This window comes from Tepidiphilus margaritifer DSM 15129 (assembly GCF_000425565.1).
GTDB classification, from domain to species: domain Bacteria; phylum Pseudomonadota; class Gammaproteobacteria; order Burkholderiales; family Rhodocyclaceae; genus Tepidiphilus; species Tepidiphilus margaritifer.
Window position 1 is genome coordinate 253573 of the sequence record NZ_AUDR01000014.1, and the last position, 17386, is coordinate 270958.

Consider the following 17386-nt stretch of genomic DNA (forward strand, 5'->3'; position numbering starts at 1 on the left):
TTATTCTAGTCCCGAACCGGCCTTGGGCTACAATGAACCCCCGGTTCAGGCAACGGTCTTTCGTTCATGCTCGTACATCCGCAGTTCGACCCCGTCGCTTTCTCGCTCGGCCCGCTGTCGGTACGCTGGTACGGCCTCATGTACCTCGCCGGCTTTCTCACTTTCCTGTGGCTCGCGCCACGCCACGCCCATCGTCTGGGCGATGGCCGCTGGACGCGGGAGCGACTCGACACACTGCTCTTCTACGGGGTGCTCGGCGTGGTACTGGGGGGAAGACTGGGCGAGGTGCTCTTCTACCAGCCACAATACTATTTCGCCCATCCGCTCGAGATCTTCGCCATCTGGCGTGGCGGCATGAGTTTCCACGGCGGGCTCGTCGGCGCCATCGTCGCCATGTTGCTCTTTGCGCGACGTGAGGGTATGGGGTTTTGGCAAGTAGCCGACTTCGTCGCCCCGCTCGTGCCGCCCGGGCTGGGATTCGGGCGGCTGGGCAATTTCATCAATGGCGAACTGTGGGGGCGTCCGGCCCCCGAGTCCCTGCCCTGGGCCATGGTCTATCCCCAGGTCGATGCCCTGCCGCGCCACCCATCGCAGCTCTATGAGGCGCTCGGCGAAGGCGTGCTGCTCTTCGTGCTGCTGTGGTGGTATGCCGGCCGCCCCCGCCCCACGGGGCGGGTCGCCGCGGTCTTTCTCATGGGCTACGGTGCCATCCGCTTCGTCTGTGAGTGCTTCCGTACCCCCGATCCGGGCATCCTCTCCTGGCTCACCCCGGCGTTGAGCACGGCGCAGTGGCTCTCGCTGGCAATGTTACTGGCTGGCGCCGTCCTGTATCTGTATGCACGCCAACGCCCCGATTCTTCCTTTCCTGCGACGCAAGGATGAACCAATGAGCAACGACCTTCTGAGCAAGGGCTTGTCCCTGGTGCGCGGTTGGTTCGAGCCGCCGCCCGAGAAAGTGCTCGAGCGCATCCGCGACGAGCTGCGCGAATGCGCCGATCTCATCGGCGGCGAGGTGAGCGCGCGCCAGCGCGCCGCCAAGCTCGCCAAGACCTATACCGAACTCGACGAAAATGGCCGGCGGGCATTCCTGCGCATCCTGCTCACCGAATTCGGCCCCGAACCCGAGCGCATCGACGATGCCTATGAGGCCTACCGCAGAGCGCGCGGCAGCGATGCGCAGTGGCAGGCGGAAGCGGCGCTGCGCGAGAGCCTGCGCACCCCCCGCAGCCGCATCCTCACCCAATTTTCCGCTTCCGACACGGGCGTGCATTTCCTCGTCGATCTACGCGCCGAGCTGCTCGAATTTCTGCGCGACGATCCTCTGCTCGCCCCGCTCGACCTGGAACTGCAGGGATTGCTCGCCTCTTGGTTCGACGTGACGCTCCTCGAGCTACAGCGCATCACCTGGCATAGCCCGGCCGACGTGCTCGAGCGCCTGATGCACTACGAGGCGGTGCATGAAATCAAATCCTGGCAGGATTTAAAGAACCGGCTCGATTCCGACCGGCGCTGCTATGCGTTTTTCCATCCGCGCATGCCTTCGGTGCCCCTCATCTTCGTCGAGGTCGCGCTGACCGAAGGGCTGGCGGGCGACGTGCAGCAGCTGCTCGACGTCTCGGCGCCGCTCTTTGCCACTGAGCGGGCCGATACGGCCATCTTCTACTCCATCAGCAATACGCAGAAAGGACTGCGCGGCATTTCCTTCGGTCACTTCCTGCTCAAGCGGGTGATCGACGATCTGCGCCGCGACTTTCCTCAACTCGAGCGTTTTGCCACCCTCTCGCCCATCCCTGGGCTGGTGCGTTGGTACCGGGCGCATCCGGAGGCACTCGCGCAAGCCTTTACCGCCTCCGACTGGCGCAAGCTGCGCGCCGCCGGTGCCCCTGAAGGAACGGAACTCCTGCAGCGGCTCCTCGAGGTGCCGGAAGTCGCCAGCACCGAAGCGTGGCGCGAGGCGCTTGCCGCGCCGCTGCTGCGCGCCGCCGCCCGCTATCTGCTCGCCACGGAGAACGGTCGTGCCCTCGACCCGGTGGCGCGCTTCCACCTGGGCAACGGCGCGCGCCTCGAACGGCTCAACTGGCTCGCCGACACTTCCCCCAAAGGCTGGCGCCAATCCTGGGCGATCATGGTCAATTACCGCTACGAGCCGGACAAGCTGCAGGATCGCATCGACGCCTACGAGCGCGACGGCCTCATCGAGGCGACTTCCGTAGTGCGTCGCCTCGCGCGCTAGCGCCGCCTCAAGCCGCCTCGCCCACCACGAAAGCGAGCTCGCCCACGCCCTCCGCCCAGGCGCGGACGCGCTCGCCCGGGCGTACGGGACCGACGCCGGCGGGCGTTCCCGTGAGGATCAAGTCGCCCGCCGCGAGCCGCCAATAGCGCGAGATCTCGGCGATGACCGCCGGTACGTCGTAGATCATCTGTGCGAGGTCACCGCGCTGGCGCGGCGCACCGTCGATCTCGAGGCCGATCTGCCCGTCGCGCAGCACTTCGCCCGGCTTCGGCAAGAGGGTGGAGATCGGCAGCGAGGCATCGAACCCCTTGGCCACGTCCCACGGCCGACCTTTGGCTTTCGCCTCCGCCTGCAGGTCACGCCGCGTCATGTCGAGACCGACGGCATAGCCGTAGATCGCCTCTTCGGCCTCCTCGAAGGAGAGTTCCCGGCCTCCGCCGCGCAGGGCGACCACCAGTTCGACCTCGTGGTGCACTTCTTGGGTGGCCGGCGGATAGGGCCAGCGCGCGTCGGCATCGCCGGGGTGCCAGACGGCGTCGGCCGGTTTCATGAAGAAGAACGGCGGCTCGCGACTCGGATCCCCTCCCATCTCGCGTGCGTGTTCGGCGTAATTGCGCCCCACGCAGAAAATGCGGCGCACAGGGAAGAGCCCGCCGCAGCCCACCGGCACCGCCGGCAGCGCCGGCGCAGGAATCACGAATTCTTCACGGGACATGATCGACTCCTCATTGGACTTCCGGCGCGATTCTACGCTGCCTTGACGTCAGGTAAAAATGCAATAAAATGGCAAAAAGACCCAAACGAAGCCCCGCTATGAACGATCCGGATTTTTCCCGGCGCATCCGTGATGCCGGCGGCCGCGTGACCGCGGCGCGCTTGGCCGTATTGCGCTGTCTGGCGGAGGCCGACGAGCCGCTCACGCCCGATGAGGTATTGGAGCATCTCGCCCGGAATTCCGATCACGTCCCCGATCGGGTCACCATCTATCGCGCGATCGACTGGCTCGCCGTCCACGGTTTGGTACGGCGGCTGGCGACGGTAGGGCGCGCCGCCCGCTACGAGCCGGTCGAAGATCGGGAAGCGCATGCCCATTTCCAGTGCCGCCGCTGCGCTCAGACGCGCTGCCTGCCCGCACCCACACCGCCGCTGCCGCCGCTGCCGTCGGGGTATGTCGCCGAACGCGTCGAGCTGGTGATCCACGGCCTGTGCGCCGCCTGCCGCGCCGGAGAAAATGAATGAGCGCCCGATCCTTGTGGACGCTGGGCATCGTCGGTCGCCTCGGTCTGGCAGCGTTGCCCCTGGGACTCATCTGGCTGCTCTACTTTTGGGGGACCCGATGAACACCCCGGCCATCGTCCTGTACGACCTCACGGCCGGCTACGGCCGCCATCCGGCCATCCATCACCTGCACGCGACGATTCCGTGCGGCGCGCTGCTCGCCGTGGCCGGCCCCAACGGCGCCGGCAAATCCACACTGCTCAAGGTGCTCGCCGGCGAGCTCAAGCCCATGACCGGTCGCATCGGTCTGCCGCCCGAGTACCGGCAACGACTCGCCTACCTCACGCAGCAGCCGACGTGGTCCCTGGATTTTCCCGTCGACGTCCACGACGCGGTAGCCATGGGCTGTTGGCCTTGGCTCGGTCCTTGGCGCGCTTTCGACAAGGCGGCGCACCGCCGGGTGGCGGAAGCCATTGCGGCGGTCAAATTGCAAGGATTCGAGCATCGGCCGCTCCCATCGCTCTCCGGGGGTCAATTGCAGCGGGTGCGCTTTGCCCAGATCATCGTGCAGGATGCCCGGCTCATCCTGCTCGACGAGCCGTTCAACGCACTCGATGAGTCCACCGAAGAAGAATTCCTCGCCCTCATCCGTCGCTGGCACGAAGAAGGGCGCACGGTGATCGCCGTGCTGCATGATCTCGAGCGAGTGCGTCGCTACTTCCCTCTGACCTTGCTGCTCGCGCGCGAGCTCGTCGCTTTCGGCCCCACCGAAGCGGTGCTGAGCCCCGAGCACCTCGAACGAGCCCGACATCATGCGGAAGCTTTCGACGAGCATGCCGCCCCTTGCCCTCTGCCCGCGGACGAGGAAAAAGACGAGGTTGCCTCATGACCTTGCCCCAGCTCCTCACCCCCTTTGCCGACTACGATTTCATGCGCCGGGCGCTCGCCGGCGCCCTGATGCTCACGCTGGGCGCCACCCCCGTGGGCGTCTTCCTCATGCTGCGCCGCATGAGCCTCATGGCCGACGCGATGAGCCATGCGGTGCTCCCAGGTGTGGCCGCCGCCTACTTTTTCTCCGGCCTGTCCCTGGGCGCGATGACCCTGGGCGGGCTGACTGCAGGCGTGCTCGTGGCGATCGCTACCGGCTGGGCGGCGCGCCACTCGGTGCTCTTCGAGGACACCGCCATGGGGACCTTCCAAATCCTCTCGCTCACCGCCGGCATCCTGCTCATGACGGCGCACGGCCGCCCCGTGGACGTGCTGCAGCTGCTCTTCGGCTCCATCCTCGCGATCGACCGCGACACGCTCGCGCTCATCGCCCTGGTCGCTTCCACCACGCTGGTACTGCTCGCCCTGGGCTGGCGCATCCTCGTGCTCGAATGTTTCGACGCCCCTTTCCTGCGCCGCCACAGCCCGCGCCTGTCGGCGCTGGCACACTACGGATTCCTCGTCCTGGTGGTACTCAACCTCGTAGCCGCCTTCCATGCCATCGGCACCCTGCTGGCGATCAGCGTGCTGATTCTGCCCGCTGCCACCGCCCGCCTGTGGGTCAACGGCCTGGGGAAAGCGCTCGTGCTCGCCGCCGGCTGCGGCGCCCTGGGCAGTTACCTCGGGCTCGTCGCGTCGTTTCGCTGGGACCTCCCCGCCGGCCCTGCCATCGCACTCGCACTCGCGCTGCCCTATCTCGTCTCGCTCTTCCTCGCCCCTCATGGCTTTCTACGCCAGCGCCATCCGCGCAAACGCCACCTCGAAAACTGACCGGAGCGCCCCATGCCCATCGCCCGCCGTCGCGTCCTCCTCACGCTCGCCCTCACTCCACTCCTCTCTCTTGCCTCCCTGAGCGCCCGGGCAGAAGCCCCCCTGCGCGTGGTCGCCACGTTCTCCATCGCCGCCGACTGGGTACGCCAAGTAGGGGGAGAACTGGTCGAAGTCGTCCCCCTGATCGGCCCGGACGCCGATGCGCACGGCTACCAACCCAAACCCTCGGACACCCGCGCCATCAAGGAAGCGGCCGTCGTGGTCCGCATCGACCTGGGATTCGACGACTGGGTCGAACGACTCGCCCGCAGCGCCGGCAAAAAAAAGATCGTCATGTTGGGTGAGCTGCTACCCCCCGAAGACCTCCTGCCCGCCGGAGACACACACGACGAGCACGATGACGACCACCACCACGGCGCTTTCGACCCCCATTTCTGGCAGGACCCGCGCCTCGTGGCCAAGGCGATGCCCAAGCTGGCCGAAGCGCTGGCCCAGTACGACCCCGCGCACGCCGACGACTACCGGCGACGCGCCGCTGAATATGCGAATAGCATCGAATCCCTGTGGCGCGAATGGCACGAACGCTTTGCCGCCCTTCCTCCCGAATCGCGTCGCGCCTACACCAATCACGATGCGTTCCGCTACCTCGCCCGCGCTTATGGTCTCGAGCTCATCGGCATCCAGGGCGTGGTTCCGCATGGAGAGCTCAGCGCCAAGGCCCTTGCCGCGCTCGCCGACCGCGCCCGGCGCGAAGGCATCCGCGTCGCCTTTCTGGAGAACGTCTCCGACCCCCGCCTCGTCGAGCAACTGCGCCGTGAAGCAGGGCTCACCGTGGGCGGACGCCTCTATTCGGATGCCCTCAGCGGCCCGACAGGCCCCGCCCCCACCTATCGCGACCTCATCGAAGTCAACGCCCGCACGCTCTATGAGGCCCTGGCGGCGTCCCCTGCCTCCTGAACGAGGCCGAGCAGCGCGGATCGACCGTTTTGCGCTATCCTATGCAAAAAGCCGGCCGTGATCGGCCAAACGGCCTCGTTGCCGCAACTTCTCACCGATCCGGCCCTCCCCCTTGTCGAGGTGCCATGAACCGTCGCTTTCGCCGTCTCTTCTTTTCGCTGGGCCTGGCCACGGCCTGTACCTGCGCGCTCGCCCAGTCGCCCCACCCTCCCATGGACACCGCCGCACCGGCTGAATCGCCGGCAGAAGAGCTCGACGGCGAAACAGTCTATTGGACCCTGATCGGTGAGATCGCCCTGCGCCAGCAAGAGTACGGCCGGGCCACCCAGGCGTTCCTGCTCGCGGCGCGCCACGCCCGCTCGGCCCAACTCGCCCGCCGCGCCGCCGAGATCGCCGCCATCACCCGCCAGAGCGACGCCCTCAACCGCGCCCTCACCCTATGGCGCCAATTCGAACCCGATACCGAAGCCATCGAGCGCTTCGAGCGCATGCGCGCCGAGCTCGACGCCCAGCGCGAAAAAGCCGTATTGGCACAACTCGACGAAATCCTCAAAAGCCATCCCGAGCAACTGCCGCAGAACCTCCTCGGGCTGAATGCCGCCCTCGACGAGCTGGGCGATGCCGAGATGGCCCGCCGCATCGTCGAGCTCGCCACCACCCCTTACCTCGAATATCCCGAAGCACATCTGGCCCGCGCCGAAGCCGCCCGCCGCGCCGGTGACCTCCCGGCCGCGCGTCAAGCGGCCGAGCACGCCCTCACCCTGCGGCCCGACTGGGATCTCGCGCTGGCGCTGTGGGCCGAGATCCTCGGCGAACAGGGCGACACCGCAACCGCCATCACCCGTCTCGAATCCTACCTGCAAGAACACCCTTACGCGCGCGTCGTGCGCTTCACGCTCGCCAAGCACCTCGCCGTCACTCCAGGACGCGAAGAAGAATCCCTCCAGCACCTCGAAAGACTGCTCGCCGACGCCCCTGACGACACCCAGTTGCTGCAAGCCGTGGCCCTGATGGCCGAGCGCACGGGCCGGCTCGATCGCGCCATCTCCGCACTCAAGCGCGCCATCGCCAAAGGGGGAAACAATCCCGATTTCCTGCGCCTGCAGCTCGCTCAGCTCTACCTCACTGCCGGCCAGCCGCGGCGCGCCGAATTCGAGCTGCGCAAGATCTCCAATCCCCAGCTGGAGGACGAGAGCAAACGGCTCCTTGCCGACGCCCTGGCCATGCAAGGCAAGATCGAAGCGGCGTTCGACACGCTGGACCAGACCCGCGCCGTGCTCGATCCCAAGACGGAAGTGCTCCTCAAGAGCCGCCTGCTGCAAGACGCCGGTCGGCTAGAAGACGCCCGCCGTTGGGTCGACGAAGCGATCGCCGAACTCGGCGACGAACCCGAGCTTCTCTACGAATACTCCATGATCCTAGAAAAACTCGGCCAGCACGAAGCCGCCGAAGGCTACTTGCGCAAACTCGTCGCGCTGCACCCCGACTATGCTCATGGTCTCAACGCCCTGGGCTATCTGCTCGCCGATGCCAACCGCGACCTCGACGAAGCCGAGCGACTCCTCACCCGGGCGCTCGAACTCGCCCCCAACGACCCCTTCATCCTCGACAGCGTCGGCTGGCTGCGCTATCGCCAAGGCCGCCCCGAAGAAGCGCTGACGCTGCTGCAAAGCGCCTATCGCCGTCAGTACGACCCCGAGATCGCTGCCCATCTGGTCGAGGTCCTCACCGTGCTCGGACGTACCCAAGAAGCGCAAGCCCTGCTCAAGCAGGCGATCGGCCGCTCGCCCGATGCCGAAGCGCTGCGCCGCGTGCAGCGCTGGCTGCACCAACAAGGGCGATGATTCTTCCTGCAACGCTACGATTCGCGCTCATGGCGGCGCTGTTGCTGCCCATGGGCTGCGCCACCGTCCCCGGAAACGCCCCCGAGCCGAAAACCGCAAGCTCTGCGCCGCTGCTCACCCGATTCCATCTCACCGGACGGCTCGCCGCCGATGACGGAGAGCATCGCTTCGCCACTGCGTTTTCCTGGAGTCACACGCCGAGCCGCGCCGAACTCTCCCTGTTCTCCCCTACCGGCCAGACGCTGGCGCGGCTCACCCTGGAAGACGGCAATGCCACGCTCGCCACGGCCGAAGGCGAGCGGCACGAAACCGACGCCGCGACACTGCTCGAACCCCTCCTCGGTTTTGCTCCGCCCCCGCTCCCCGCCCTCACCGCCTGGGTCCAAGGCGATCCCGGCCCCGTGCCCGATCGGATCGAACGCGACGAATCAGGCAGGCCCTATCGCGTCTGGCATTCCGGCTGGATCGTCACCTTCGATTCCTGGCAAGATGCCCGCCCCCGGCGCCTGACGATCGAACGCGGCGCCGCCCGCCTCGTGCTCCTGATCGACGGCTGGAGTTCCGAACCATGAGCGAGCGCCTAACAGGCTGTCCGGCCCCGGCCAAGCTCAACACCTTCCTGCACGTCGTCGGTCGACGCGCCGATGGCTACCATTTGCTGCAATCGCACTTTCGCCTCATCGACTGGAGCGACATGCTCGACTTCGAGCGCCGCGACGACGGGCTCATCCGCCGCACGCACGAGGTCCCCGGCGTGCCCGAATCGGCCGATCTGACGCTGCGCGCCGCCCATCTGCTCCAGTCGCGACTCGGCACCCCTTACGGCGTCGACATCACCCTGCACAAGGTCCTGCCCACGGGCGCCGGTTTGGGCGGAGGCAGTTCGGATGCCGCCACCACCCTGATCGCCCTCAACCGCCTCTGGAACGGAGGGCTCTCCCGTACCCAGCTCATGGAACTCGGCCTGCAGCTCGGCGCCGACGTCCCTTTCTTCCTCTTCGGCGAAGACGCTTTCGTCGAGGGGATCGGCGAGCGTCTCACCCCTTATCCTGGTCCCGAGCGCTGGTTCGTGGTCGTGTGGCCAGGTATTCACGTCTCCACAGCCCAGGTTTTCGCCTCGCCCCGCTTGACAAGGAATACCCCCATTGGCACAATAGCGTCTCTCGCAACGACGCCTCTGCGAAACGATCTCGAACCGGTGGTAAGAGCGTTGTTTCCAGAAGTCGATGCGGCGCTCGAATGGCTCGCCCGGCATGCCGGAACGGCCAGAATGAGCGGATCGGGCAGTTGCGTGTTCGCCGAATTCGCGGAGCCCTCCGAGGCCGAGCGCATCGCCGCCCAAGTCCCTTCGGGCTGGCAGGCAAAAGTCGCGCGAACGCTGCACCGCCATCCGCTCCATGATTGGTTCTGAGCGCCGCTGCGAACCGGTTACTTGGGGAGTCGCCAAGCTGGTCAAGGCACCGGATTTTGATTCCGGCATTCGAGGGTTCGAATCCTTCCTCCCCAGCCAACACGACGGGCAGGCGCCTCTCGCCTGCCCGTTTCGACTTTCGCGGGTCTGGTCCCGTGACGACGGACTCGGGTGCGGAGAATACGCATGCCTCGCGGCAGCATGATGGTTTTCACCGGCAACGCCAACCCCAAGCTCGCACAAGACGTGGTGCGGCGCCTGGGAATCCCGCTGGGAGCGGCCACGGTCGGCCGTTTTTCCGACGGAGAAATCAACGTCGAAATCCTGGAAAACGTCCGCGGTCAGGACGTCTTCATCCTGCAGCCCACCTGCGCCCCGACCAACGACAACCTCATGGAGCTCATCGTGTTGGTCGATGCGCTCAAGCGCGCCTCGGCCTGGCGCATCACCGCGGCCCTGCCCTACTTCGGCTATGCGCGGCAAGACCGACGCCCCCGCTCGGCGCGGGTCCCCATCACCGCCAAGGTCGTGGCCAACATGTTGCAGGCCGTAGGGGTGCAGCGCGTGCTCACCATGGATCTCCACGCCGACCAGATCCAGGGATTCTTCGATATCCCGGTGGATAACATCTACGCCACCCCCGTGCTCCTCGACGACCTCGAAAAACAACGCTACGAGAACCTCATGGTCGTCTCGCCCGACGTCGGCGGCGTGGTGCGCGCCCGCGCGTTTGCCAAGCGCCTCGACTGCGACCTCGCCATCATCGACAAGCGCCGCCCCAAGGCCAACGTCTCCGAAGTCATGAACATCATCGGCGAAGTCAAGGGGCGCACCTGCGTCATCATGGACGACATCGTCGATACCGCCGGCACCCTGTGCAAGGCTGCCCAAGCCCTCAAGGAACACGGGGCCACGCGCGTGCTCGCCTACTGTACCCACCCTGTGCTCTCCGGCACGGCGGTCGCCCGAATCCAGGATTCCGAACTCGACGAACTCGTGGTCACCGACACCATCCCGCTGCGCGACGATGCCCGTGCCTGCCCCAAGATTCGCCAAGTCTCGGTGAGCGCGCTCATCGCCGACACCTTGCTTCGCATCAGCAACGAAGAGTCGGTGAGCTCGCTCTTCAACGAAGTCTAGTTTTCCCGGCCCTTCGTGGGCCGGATACCCTGCCGCCTGGTCGCGGGCGGCACCCAGCAACCGCAAGGAGAAACTTCGATGCAAATCACCGTGAAAGCCAGCCGGAGAACCGAGCAGGGATCGCGTGCGAGCCGCCGCCTGCGTCGTGCCGGCCGCGTGCCCGGTATCGTCTACGGCGGCGACAAAGCCCCCCAGCCGATCACACTCGATCACAACGAGCTCTACCACCAGCTCAACAACGAGGCGTTCCACGCCTCCATCCTCACGCTCGAAATCGATGGTGAGCGTGAGAACGTCTTGCTGCGCGACACCCAATGGCACGCCTACAAGCCGCTCGTGCTGCACGTCGACTTCCAGCGCGTCTCGGCCGACGAGAAAATCCACCTCAACGTGCCGCTGCACTTCGTCGGCGCCGAAGAAAGCCCCGCCGTCAAACTCGGCGGCTGCATCGTCAGCCACGTGCTCACCGAAGTGGAAGTGCGCTGCCTGCCCAAAGATCTGCCCGAATACATCACCGTCGATCTCTCCGGCCTGCAGCCCGAACAGTCGCTGCATCTATCGCAGCTCACCCTGCCCCCTGGCGTCGAGATCGTATACCACGGCGAGGGCGATCCGGTCGTAGCCACCGCGCTCAAGATACGCGGTGAAGGCGAGAGCGAGGGCGAAGGCGAAGCGCAAACCGGTACCGAAGGCGGCGAATCGGCTGCCACCTGAGCCCCACTGCAGCCATGACACAGCGACCTGGCGCGGCACCGCGCCTCGTGGTCGGCCTCGGCAACCCCGGGGCCGAATACGCCCAGACCCGGCACAATGCCGGGTTTTGGTTTTGTGAGCGCCTCGCCGACATGCTCGGCATCACGCTCGCCCCCGAGTCCCGCTTCCACGGTCTCGTCGGCCGCGCAGGCGAGCTACGGCTGCTGCTGCCCACCACCTACATGAACCGCAGCGGCCTGGCGGTGGGAACCCTTGCACACTTCTTTCGCATCGAACCCGAAGCAATCCTCGTGGTCCACGATGAATTGGACCTCTCCCCCGGGCAGGTGCGCCTCAAGTTCGGCGGCAGTCACGCCGGCCACAATGGCCTCAAGGACATCCAAGCCGCGCTCGGTACCGACCGCTTCTGGCGTCTGCGCCTGGGGATCGGTCATCCGGGGCAGCGCGACGCGGTGATCCACTACGTGCTCAAGCCCCCCCGCGCCGAAGAGCGCGAGGCGATCGAGGAGGCCATCGAGCGCGCGCTCGCCGCCTGGCCCGACATCGCCGCCGGGCAGTGGGAACGCGCCATGGGGCGCATCAACGCCAAAACCAAACCGCCCAAGAGCGGCCCAACAGACAAGGAAGTAAAGTAATGAGTCTGCGCTGTGGCATCGTCGGACTACCCAACGTCGGCAAATCCACCCTCTTCAACGCGCTTACCAAAGCGGGGATCGAAGCGGCCAACTACCCCTTCTGCACCATCGAACCCAACGTGGGCGTGGTCGAAGTCCCCGACCCGCGCCTGGCCGAACTCGCCCGCATCGTACAGCCCCAGCGCATCGTCCCGGCCATCGTCGAATTCGTCGACATCGCCGGACTGGTGGCCGGTGCGAGCAAGGGCGAGGGGCTGGGCAATCAGTTCCTCGCAAACATCCGCGAGACCGACGCCATCGTGCACGTCGTGCGTTGTTTCGAGGATCCCAACGTGGTACACGTCGCTGGCGGTGTCGATCCCTTGCGCGACATCGAGGTGATCGACACCGAGCTCGCGCTCGCCGATCTCGCCACGGTGGAAAAGGCCCTCACCCGCTGGCGCAAACCGGCACAGGCCGGCGACAAGGACGCCAAGGCGCTGGTGGCCGTGCTCGAACGCGCCTACGCCCAACTCGACGCCGGCAAACCGGTGCGGGCGCTCGCACTCACCAAGGAAGAGCAGGCGCTCCTCAAGCCCCTCTTTCTGCTCACCGCCAAGCCCGTGCTCTACGCCGCGAACGTGAGCGAGAACGGTTTCGCCGACAACCCCCTGCTCGAAGCCGTACGCGAACACGCCGCCGCCGAGGGGGCCGAAGTCGTCCCCATCTGCGCCGCGATCGAAGCCGAGATCGCCGAGCTCGATGACGAGGACAAACAAGCCTTCCTCGCCGAGATGGGGCTGGAAGAACCTGGCCTGAACCGGCTCATTCGCGCCGCCTACCGCCTGCTCGGCCTACAGACCTACTTCACCGCCGGCGTCAAGGAAGTACGCGCCTGGACCATTCCCATCGGCGCCACCGCCCCGCAGGCCGCCGGCGTCATCCACACCGACTTCGAGCGCGGCTTCATCCGCGCCCAAACCATCGCCTATGAAGATTTCATCCGCTACGGCGGCGAACACGGCGCCAAGGAAGCCGGCAAAATGCGCGCCGAGGGCAAGGACTACGTGATTCAGGACGGCGACGTGATCCACTTCCTGTTCAACGTTTAAGCGCAGGCCGAAGCACCATGTCGCCGTCCGATCCCGCCCCCCCTTCTCCGCGTAGCGCCTGGGCCCTGCTGCTGCTCGTCGTCATCCTCTGGGGGGCCAACTGGCCCATCATGAAATACGGGCTGCAGTACATCCCGCCAATCGCGTTTGCCGCGGCGCGCATGGTGCTCGGGACCGCCATTCTCGCCGCCGTGGCCGCCTGGCGCGGGCAATTGCAGTGGCCGCACCGCGACGACTGGCCGGTGGTGCTCGGCGTGGGTTTGCTGCAGATGGCCGCTTTCAGCGCCCTGGTCAACGTCGGTTTGCAGTACGTCTCCGCCGGTCGTTCGGCCATCCTCGCCTATACCACACCGCTATGGGTGTTGCCGCTCGCCGTGTGGCGGCTGCGCGAGCCGCTCACCCGTCTGCGGCTGCTGGGCGTCACCCTAGGGCTTGCCGGCGTGCTGATCCTCTTCAATCCGCTTGCCTTCGATTGGCATGATCCTCAGGTGCTGTTCGGCAACGGGGCGCTGCTGCTCGCGGCGCTCCTGTGGGCGGTACTGATCGTGCAGGTACGGGGCCATCGCTGGCGCGGCACGCCGCTTTCGCTCGCTCCCTGGCAGATGGGCATCGCGGCCCTGGTTCTGCTGCCGCTCTCCCTCGCGCTGGAAGACGTCGCCCACATCCGCTGGGAAACCCCGCTGTGGGCCATCCTGCTCTACAACGGGCCGATCACCACCGCTTTCTGTTTTTGGGCGATGATCACCGTCACGCGGGCGTTGCCCGCCATCACCACCAGCCTCGCCACCCTGAGCGTGCCGCTGGTGGGCTATCTCGCCTCCATGGCCATGCTGGGCGAGACGCTGCCGTGGAACGACCTCGCCGGTTTCGTATTCATCCTCACCGGCCTGGTGGCCGCCACGCTCGACGACGCCTTGCGCCATCGCCGCGGGCGCGCGAACCGCGGTTGATCTTTTTGGTCCGACGATCCACCTAGAATCATCGTTCGCAAGGAAACGATCGTCATGACCGAAACGCATATCCTGGAAGAAATCGCCGAACTGCTCGCGGCCTCCCGCCGGCCGCTCTTCATTACCGGAGCCGGTATCTCGGCAGCCTCCGGATTGCCCACCTACCGCGGCACGGGCGGACTCTATGCCGACGGAGTCAACGAGGAAGGCTTGCCTTACGAAGAAGTGCTGTCCGGGCACATGCTGCAGGCAAGGCCGGAACTCACTTGGCGCGAGCTTGCGCGCATGGCCTGCCGGCTGGCGCACGCACGTGCCAACGCCGCGCACCGCGCCATTGCGGAAGTGCCGCACGCGGTGGTACTCACGCAGAACGTCGACGGCTTGCACCTCGAGGCGGGTAGCCGCCAAGTCATCGAAATCCACGGCAACTTGCGCGAACTCTATTGCACCACCTGCGCCCATACCCGTCCGGCAGGGGATTGGGGGCGCCTGCCGATTCCGCCGCGCTGTCCCCAGTGCGGCGCAGTGCTGCGTCCCGGGGTCGTGCTCTTTGGTGAGCCCCTTCCCCGATTGGCCGTGGAACGACTTGAAGAAGAGCTCGCACGCGGATTCGATCTCGTCTTCACCATCGGCACCACCAGCCTCTTTCCCTACATCGCCGAACCGGTGGCGCTCGCCGCCAGCGCCGGCATACCTACGGTAGAAATCAACCCGGAACGAACCGCCGTCTCGCATCTCGTCGATTACCGCCTGCGTGGCGATGCGGCCACGCTCCTGCCACGGATCGTGGCCGGAGCGCGGGCGAGGGAGGGGTAAATCCAGAGATCAGTGAGAGCCGCTGCTGCCAACCCCGCAGATCGACCGTCCGCCTTGAAAAACTGGATGGCCAAAGGTAAGCGACAATCCTTATTCCATATAACCAAGTCATTCTATAGGAATTTGCCGATGAAACGCCACTTCTCCCGAAGCCTCCTGATCACCGCCGCAGCCGCCTTTCTATCCGCTACGATGCTTACCACTGCTTCCGCCGATCCACCCCCTTGGGCACCGGCCCACGGTTGGCGCAAACAGCATGATCCCCTTTACCTAGGGTACTCGGGGAAAAAATGGGGCAACGATTTCGGCATCTACGCTGGCCGCTGCAATCGCGAGGCGCTCGGTGCCGCGCTGGGCGGAATGGCCGGCGCCGCCGTGGGTAGCCAAATCGGCGAGGGCGGCAGTCGGGCGGCGGCGATCATCCTCGGCAGCGTCCTCGGCGCTGTGCTCGGCGCCGAACTGGGACGCCAGATGGACGAAGAGGATCGGGCCTGTTTCGGGCACACGCTGGAGCTCGGTAAACGGGGACAGACCGTGAGCTGGCGTACTCCTTATGGCGTTACCTATGCCGTCACCCCGCTGGATGAATTCGTCCGCGATGGGCGCAAGTGCCGTCATTACGAGACGGTGATCACACGCGACGGGCGCAAGGAGAAAGTCCGCGGCAAGGCGTGCGCCGTGGGTGAAGGTCGCTGGGAAGTGATCGACTGAACCGACGGTCTCAGGTTGGCGTCTGCACTGCCCGTTCGATGAACTCCCCCAGCGCCTGCGCCACGGCCTGCGGCTGTTCGTGGTGCATCATGTGTCCCGCTTCGGCGATCGACCGTCCCTCCCAGTGGCGAAAACACGCCTTGCGCGCCTCCCAATCGGCGGAGAGCTGGCGCGGGATTTCCGATTCTTCGCCCCATAGCCACAGGCAAGGCGCGGTGACGGCGCGCCAGCAGGACTTGGCTTCCTCCAGGCGATAGAGGATGGGATTGAGGATCTTGTGCCGCGGATCGGCGCGGAAGGCGAGCCGTCCGTCGGGGGCTTGCCGTAGCCAGCAGGCGGCCACGAAGCGCGCCCGATCGAGCGGCAGACGAGGGTGCCGCCGGCACAGGCGCTGTGCGAATTCCTCGATCGATTCCGGGGCGTTCAAGGTGGGCGGCGCTGCGAGCTGGTCGAGCCAGCTGCGATAACGCTGGGGCACTTCTTCGGGGCGATGTTCGGGCAGACCAAAGCCTTCCAGCAGGGCGAGCGCGCGCACGCGTTCCGGGCGAATGCCGGCATAGAGTCCGGCGACGTTGCCTCCCATGCTGTGACCGACCAGTACCACGTCTTTCCCGGGCGCGAGCGCGTCGAGCAGCGCTTCCAGATCCGCCAGGTAGTCCGGAAACCAGTATCCGTGGGTACACCAGGCGCTATCGCCGAAGCCGCGCCAGTCGGGGGCGATCAAGCGGTAGGGTAGCGGATGATCGAGCAGCGCATCGACCACGAACTGCCAGGTGGCGCCGCTGTCCATCCAGCCGTGCAATAGGAACACGGGCAGCCCTGCCTCCGGCCCCCATTCGCGCACGCACGACTCCAGACCACGCAGCGGCAACTGCCGGATGCGCGGCGTGTGTCGCGGCCGGTATGCAACGGGTTTCTCCATTTTTCCGTCTCCTTTGGTCCGTAGTAGGATGGGACCTGCCATTTTTTCATTCTCATCGCCAGATCGCATGACGAACCCTGTCGCCCCTGAATCCGTCGTCGGCCGATTCGCCCCCTCGCCCACCGGGCGGCTGCACTTCGGCTCCTTGCTGGCGGCGCTCGCGAGCCATTGCGATGCGAGATCGCGCGGCGGGCGCTGGCTCGTGCGCATCGACGATCTCGATGCGGCGCGCGTCGTCCCCGGGATGGATGCGGATATTCTGCGCACGCTCGAAGCCTACGGTTTTGCCTGGGACGGCGAAGTCGCCTACCAGAGCCGAAATCTGGCGCACTACGAGGCCGCGTTCGCGAGGTTGCGCGAGGGTGCTTGGCTCTACCCCTGCGGCTGCAGCCGCAAGGACCTCGCCGAGGCGCCGCGGGCGATCGACGGCAGCACGCTCTACCCCGGTACCTGCCGCGAGGGGTTGCCGCCGGGCAAAGCGGCGCGAGCATGGCGTTTCCGTGCCGAGGGCTGCGTGAGTTTCGACGATCGTATCCAGGGGCGCGTCGCCGAGGATCTGCCGCGCGAGGTGGGCGACTTCGTCATCAAGCGCGCCGACGGCGTCTTCGCCTACCAGCTCGCGGTGGTGATCGACGACGCGCTCGGCGGCGTGACCGACGTGGTGCGCGGCGCCGACCTGCTCGGTTCCACCGCGCGCCAAATCGCCCTGCACCGTGCGCTGGGGCTGCCCGTGCCGTGCTACGCGCATCTGCCGGTGGCCGTCGACGCGCGCGGCGACAAACTCTCGAAGCAAACGCTCGCCCGCCCGTTGGAGGCCGCCGAGGCGAGCGTGCGTCTCGTCCAGGCGCTCGACTTTCTCGGCCATGCGCCGCCGGCGGAACTGCGTGGCGCCCCGCCTGCCGAACTCCTCGCCTGGGCGGTGGCGCACTGGAACATCGGCCAGGTGCCCGCAATCCGTCAATATTACCATCCAGATACTTTATAAT

19 protein-coding genes and 1 tRNA gene are annotated in these 17386 nt (G+C 66.3%); 18 read left to right on the top strand and 2 right to left on the bottom strand.

The window, feature by feature from the left end:
* Window positions 1-66 precede the first annotated feature (66 nt).
* Both lgt and H607_RS0103825 read left to right on the top strand, forming a co-directional pair.
* Window positions 67-882: a prolipoprotein diacylglyceryl transferase gene (gene lgt / locus H607_RS0103820; RefSeq protein ID WP_028874336.1), complete on the top strand. Its 816-nt coding sequence runs from the start codon at window positions 67-69 to the stop codon at window positions 880-882.
* Between the two features lie 4 nt (window positions 883-886).
* Window positions 887-2233, top strand: coding sequence for a malonyl-CoA decarboxylase (locus H607_RS0103825; RefSeq protein ID WP_028874337.1), 1347 nt, complete (start codon window positions 887-889; stop codon window positions 2231-2233).
* A gap of 7 nt (window positions 2234-2240) precedes the next feature.
* Here the strand turns inward: H607_RS0103825 and H607_RS0103830 are convergent, their stop codons facing one another.
* Window positions 2241-2948 carry a fumarylacetoacetate hydrolase family protein gene (locus tag H607_RS0103830; protein WP_028874338.1) on the bottom strand — a complete coding sequence of 236 codons (708 nt, stop codon included), beginning with the start codon at window positions 2946-2948 and terminating at the stop codon, window positions 2241-2243.
* A gap of 98 nt (window positions 2949-3046) precedes the next feature.
* On the opposite strand from H607_RS0103830, the gene H607_RS0103835 reads away from it, so the two are divergent.
* From H607_RS0103835 to H607_RS0103905, 15 genes are all read left to right on the top strand, one after another.
* Complete coding sequence (locus tag H607_RS0103835) at window positions 3047-3472, top strand: Fur family transcriptional regulator (protein ID WP_037989430.1); 426 nt, start codon at window positions 3047-3049, stop codon at window positions 3470-3472.
* A gap of 97 nt (window positions 3473-3569) precedes the next feature.
* Complete coding sequence (locus H607_RS0103840; protein ID WP_028874340.1) at window positions 3570-4340, top strand: metal ABC transporter ATP-binding protein; 771 nt, start codon at window positions 3570-3572, stop codon at window positions 4338-4340.
* Window positions 4337-5209 (top strand): metal ABC transporter permease, encoded by an 873-nt coding sequence (locus H607_RS0103845; protein WP_028874341.1) that lies wholly within the window; start codon window positions 4337-4339, stop codon window positions 5207-5209. The genes H607_RS0103840 and H607_RS0103845 overlap by 4 nt, the downstream gene beginning before the upstream one ends.
* A 12-nt stretch (window positions 5210-5221) precedes the next feature.
* Window positions 5222-6166, top strand: coding sequence for a metal ABC transporter substrate-binding protein (locus tag H607_RS0103850; protein ID WP_037989433.1), 945 nt, complete (start codon window positions 5222-5224; stop codon window positions 6164-6166).
* A 125-nt stretch (window positions 6167-6291) separates the two neighbouring features.
* On the top strand, window positions 6292-8010 hold the full coding sequence (locus H607_RS0103855; protein ID WP_028874343.1) for a tetratricopeptide repeat protein: 1719 nt from the start codon (window positions 6292-6294) through the stop codon (window positions 8008-8010).
* A complete protein-coding gene (locus H607_RS0103860; protein WP_083961923.1) occupies window positions 8007-8582 on the top strand; it encodes an outer membrane lipoprotein LolB in 576 nt (191 codons plus the stop codon). The genes H607_RS0103855 and H607_RS0103860 overlap by 4 nt, the downstream gene beginning before the upstream one ends.
* Window positions 8579-9421 (top strand): 4-(cytidine 5'-diphospho)-2-C-methyl-D-erythritol kinase, encoded by an 843-nt coding sequence (gene ispE / locus H607_RS0103865; protein WP_051240625.1) that lies wholly within the window; start codon window positions 8579-8581, stop codon window positions 9419-9421. Before H607_RS0103860 ends, ispE begins: the two co-directional genes overlap by 4 nt.
* A 22-nt stretch (window positions 9422-9443) precedes the next feature.
* Window positions 9444-9520: transfer RNA gene (locus H607_RS0103870), tRNA-Gln, on the top strand.
* 87 nt (window positions 9521-9607) lie between these two features.
* Window positions 9608-10561, top strand: coding sequence for a ribose-phosphate pyrophosphokinase (locus tag H607_RS0103875; protein WP_028874346.1), 954 nt, complete (start codon window positions 9608-9610; stop codon window positions 10559-10561).
* A 78-nt stretch (window positions 10562-10639) separates the two neighbouring features.
* On the top strand, window positions 10640-11275 hold the full coding sequence (locus tag H607_RS11615; RefSeq protein ID WP_051240626.1) for a 50S ribosomal protein L25/general stress protein Ctc: 636 nt from the start codon (window positions 10640-10642) through the stop codon (window positions 11273-11275).
* Window positions 11276-11289: 14 nt separating this feature from the next.
* The gene (gene pth / locus H607_RS0103885) at window positions 11290-11910 is read left to right on the top strand and encodes an aminoacyl-tRNA hydrolase (protein WP_028874347.1); all 621 of its coding nucleotides are present in this window, start codon (window positions 11290-11292) and stop codon (window positions 11908-11910) included.
* Window positions 11910-13001, top strand: coding sequence for a redox-regulated ATPase YchF (gene ychF, locus H607_RS0103890; protein ID WP_028874348.1), 1092 nt, complete (start codon window positions 11910-11912; stop codon window positions 12999-13001). Before pth ends, ychF begins: the two co-directional genes overlap by 1 nt.
* Window positions 13002-13018: 17 nt before the next feature.
* Window positions 13019-13951, top strand: coding sequence for a DMT family transporter (locus tag H607_RS11620; protein WP_051240627.1), 933 nt, complete (start codon window positions 13019-13021; stop codon window positions 13949-13951).
* A 54-nt stretch (window positions 13952-14005) separates the two neighbouring features.
* Window positions 14006-14767, top strand: a complete 762-nt coding sequence (locus H607_RS0103900; protein ID WP_028874349.1) for an SIR2 family NAD-dependent protein deacylase — start codon at window positions 14006-14008, stop codon at window positions 14765-14767.
* A 129-nt stretch (window positions 14768-14896) separates the two neighbouring features.
* Window positions 14897-15478 (top strand): glycine zipper domain-containing protein, encoded by a 582-nt coding sequence (locus H607_RS0103905; protein ID WP_037989437.1) that lies wholly within the window; start codon window positions 14897-14899, stop codon window positions 15476-15478.
* 10 nt (window positions 15479-15488) lie between these two features.
* Here H607_RS0103905 and H607_RS0103910 read toward each other — a convergent pair whose 3' ends face one another.
* Window positions 15489-16400 carry an alpha/beta fold hydrolase gene (locus H607_RS0103910; protein ID WP_083961924.1) on the bottom strand — a complete coding sequence of 304 codons (912 nt, stop codon included), beginning with the start codon at window positions 16398-16400 and terminating at the stop codon, window positions 15489-15491.
* A 67-nt stretch (window positions 16401-16467) separates the two neighbouring features.
* Here H607_RS0103910 and gluQRS point away from each other — a divergent pair, with 67 nt between their 5' ends.
* The gene (gluQRS, locus tag H607_RS11625) at window positions 16468-17385 is read left to right on the top strand and encodes a tRNA glutamyl-Q(34) synthetase GluQRS (protein ID WP_037989440.1); all 918 of its coding nucleotides are present in this window, start codon (window positions 16468-16470) and stop codon (window positions 17383-17385) included.
* Window position 17386: the final 1 nt, after the last annotated feature.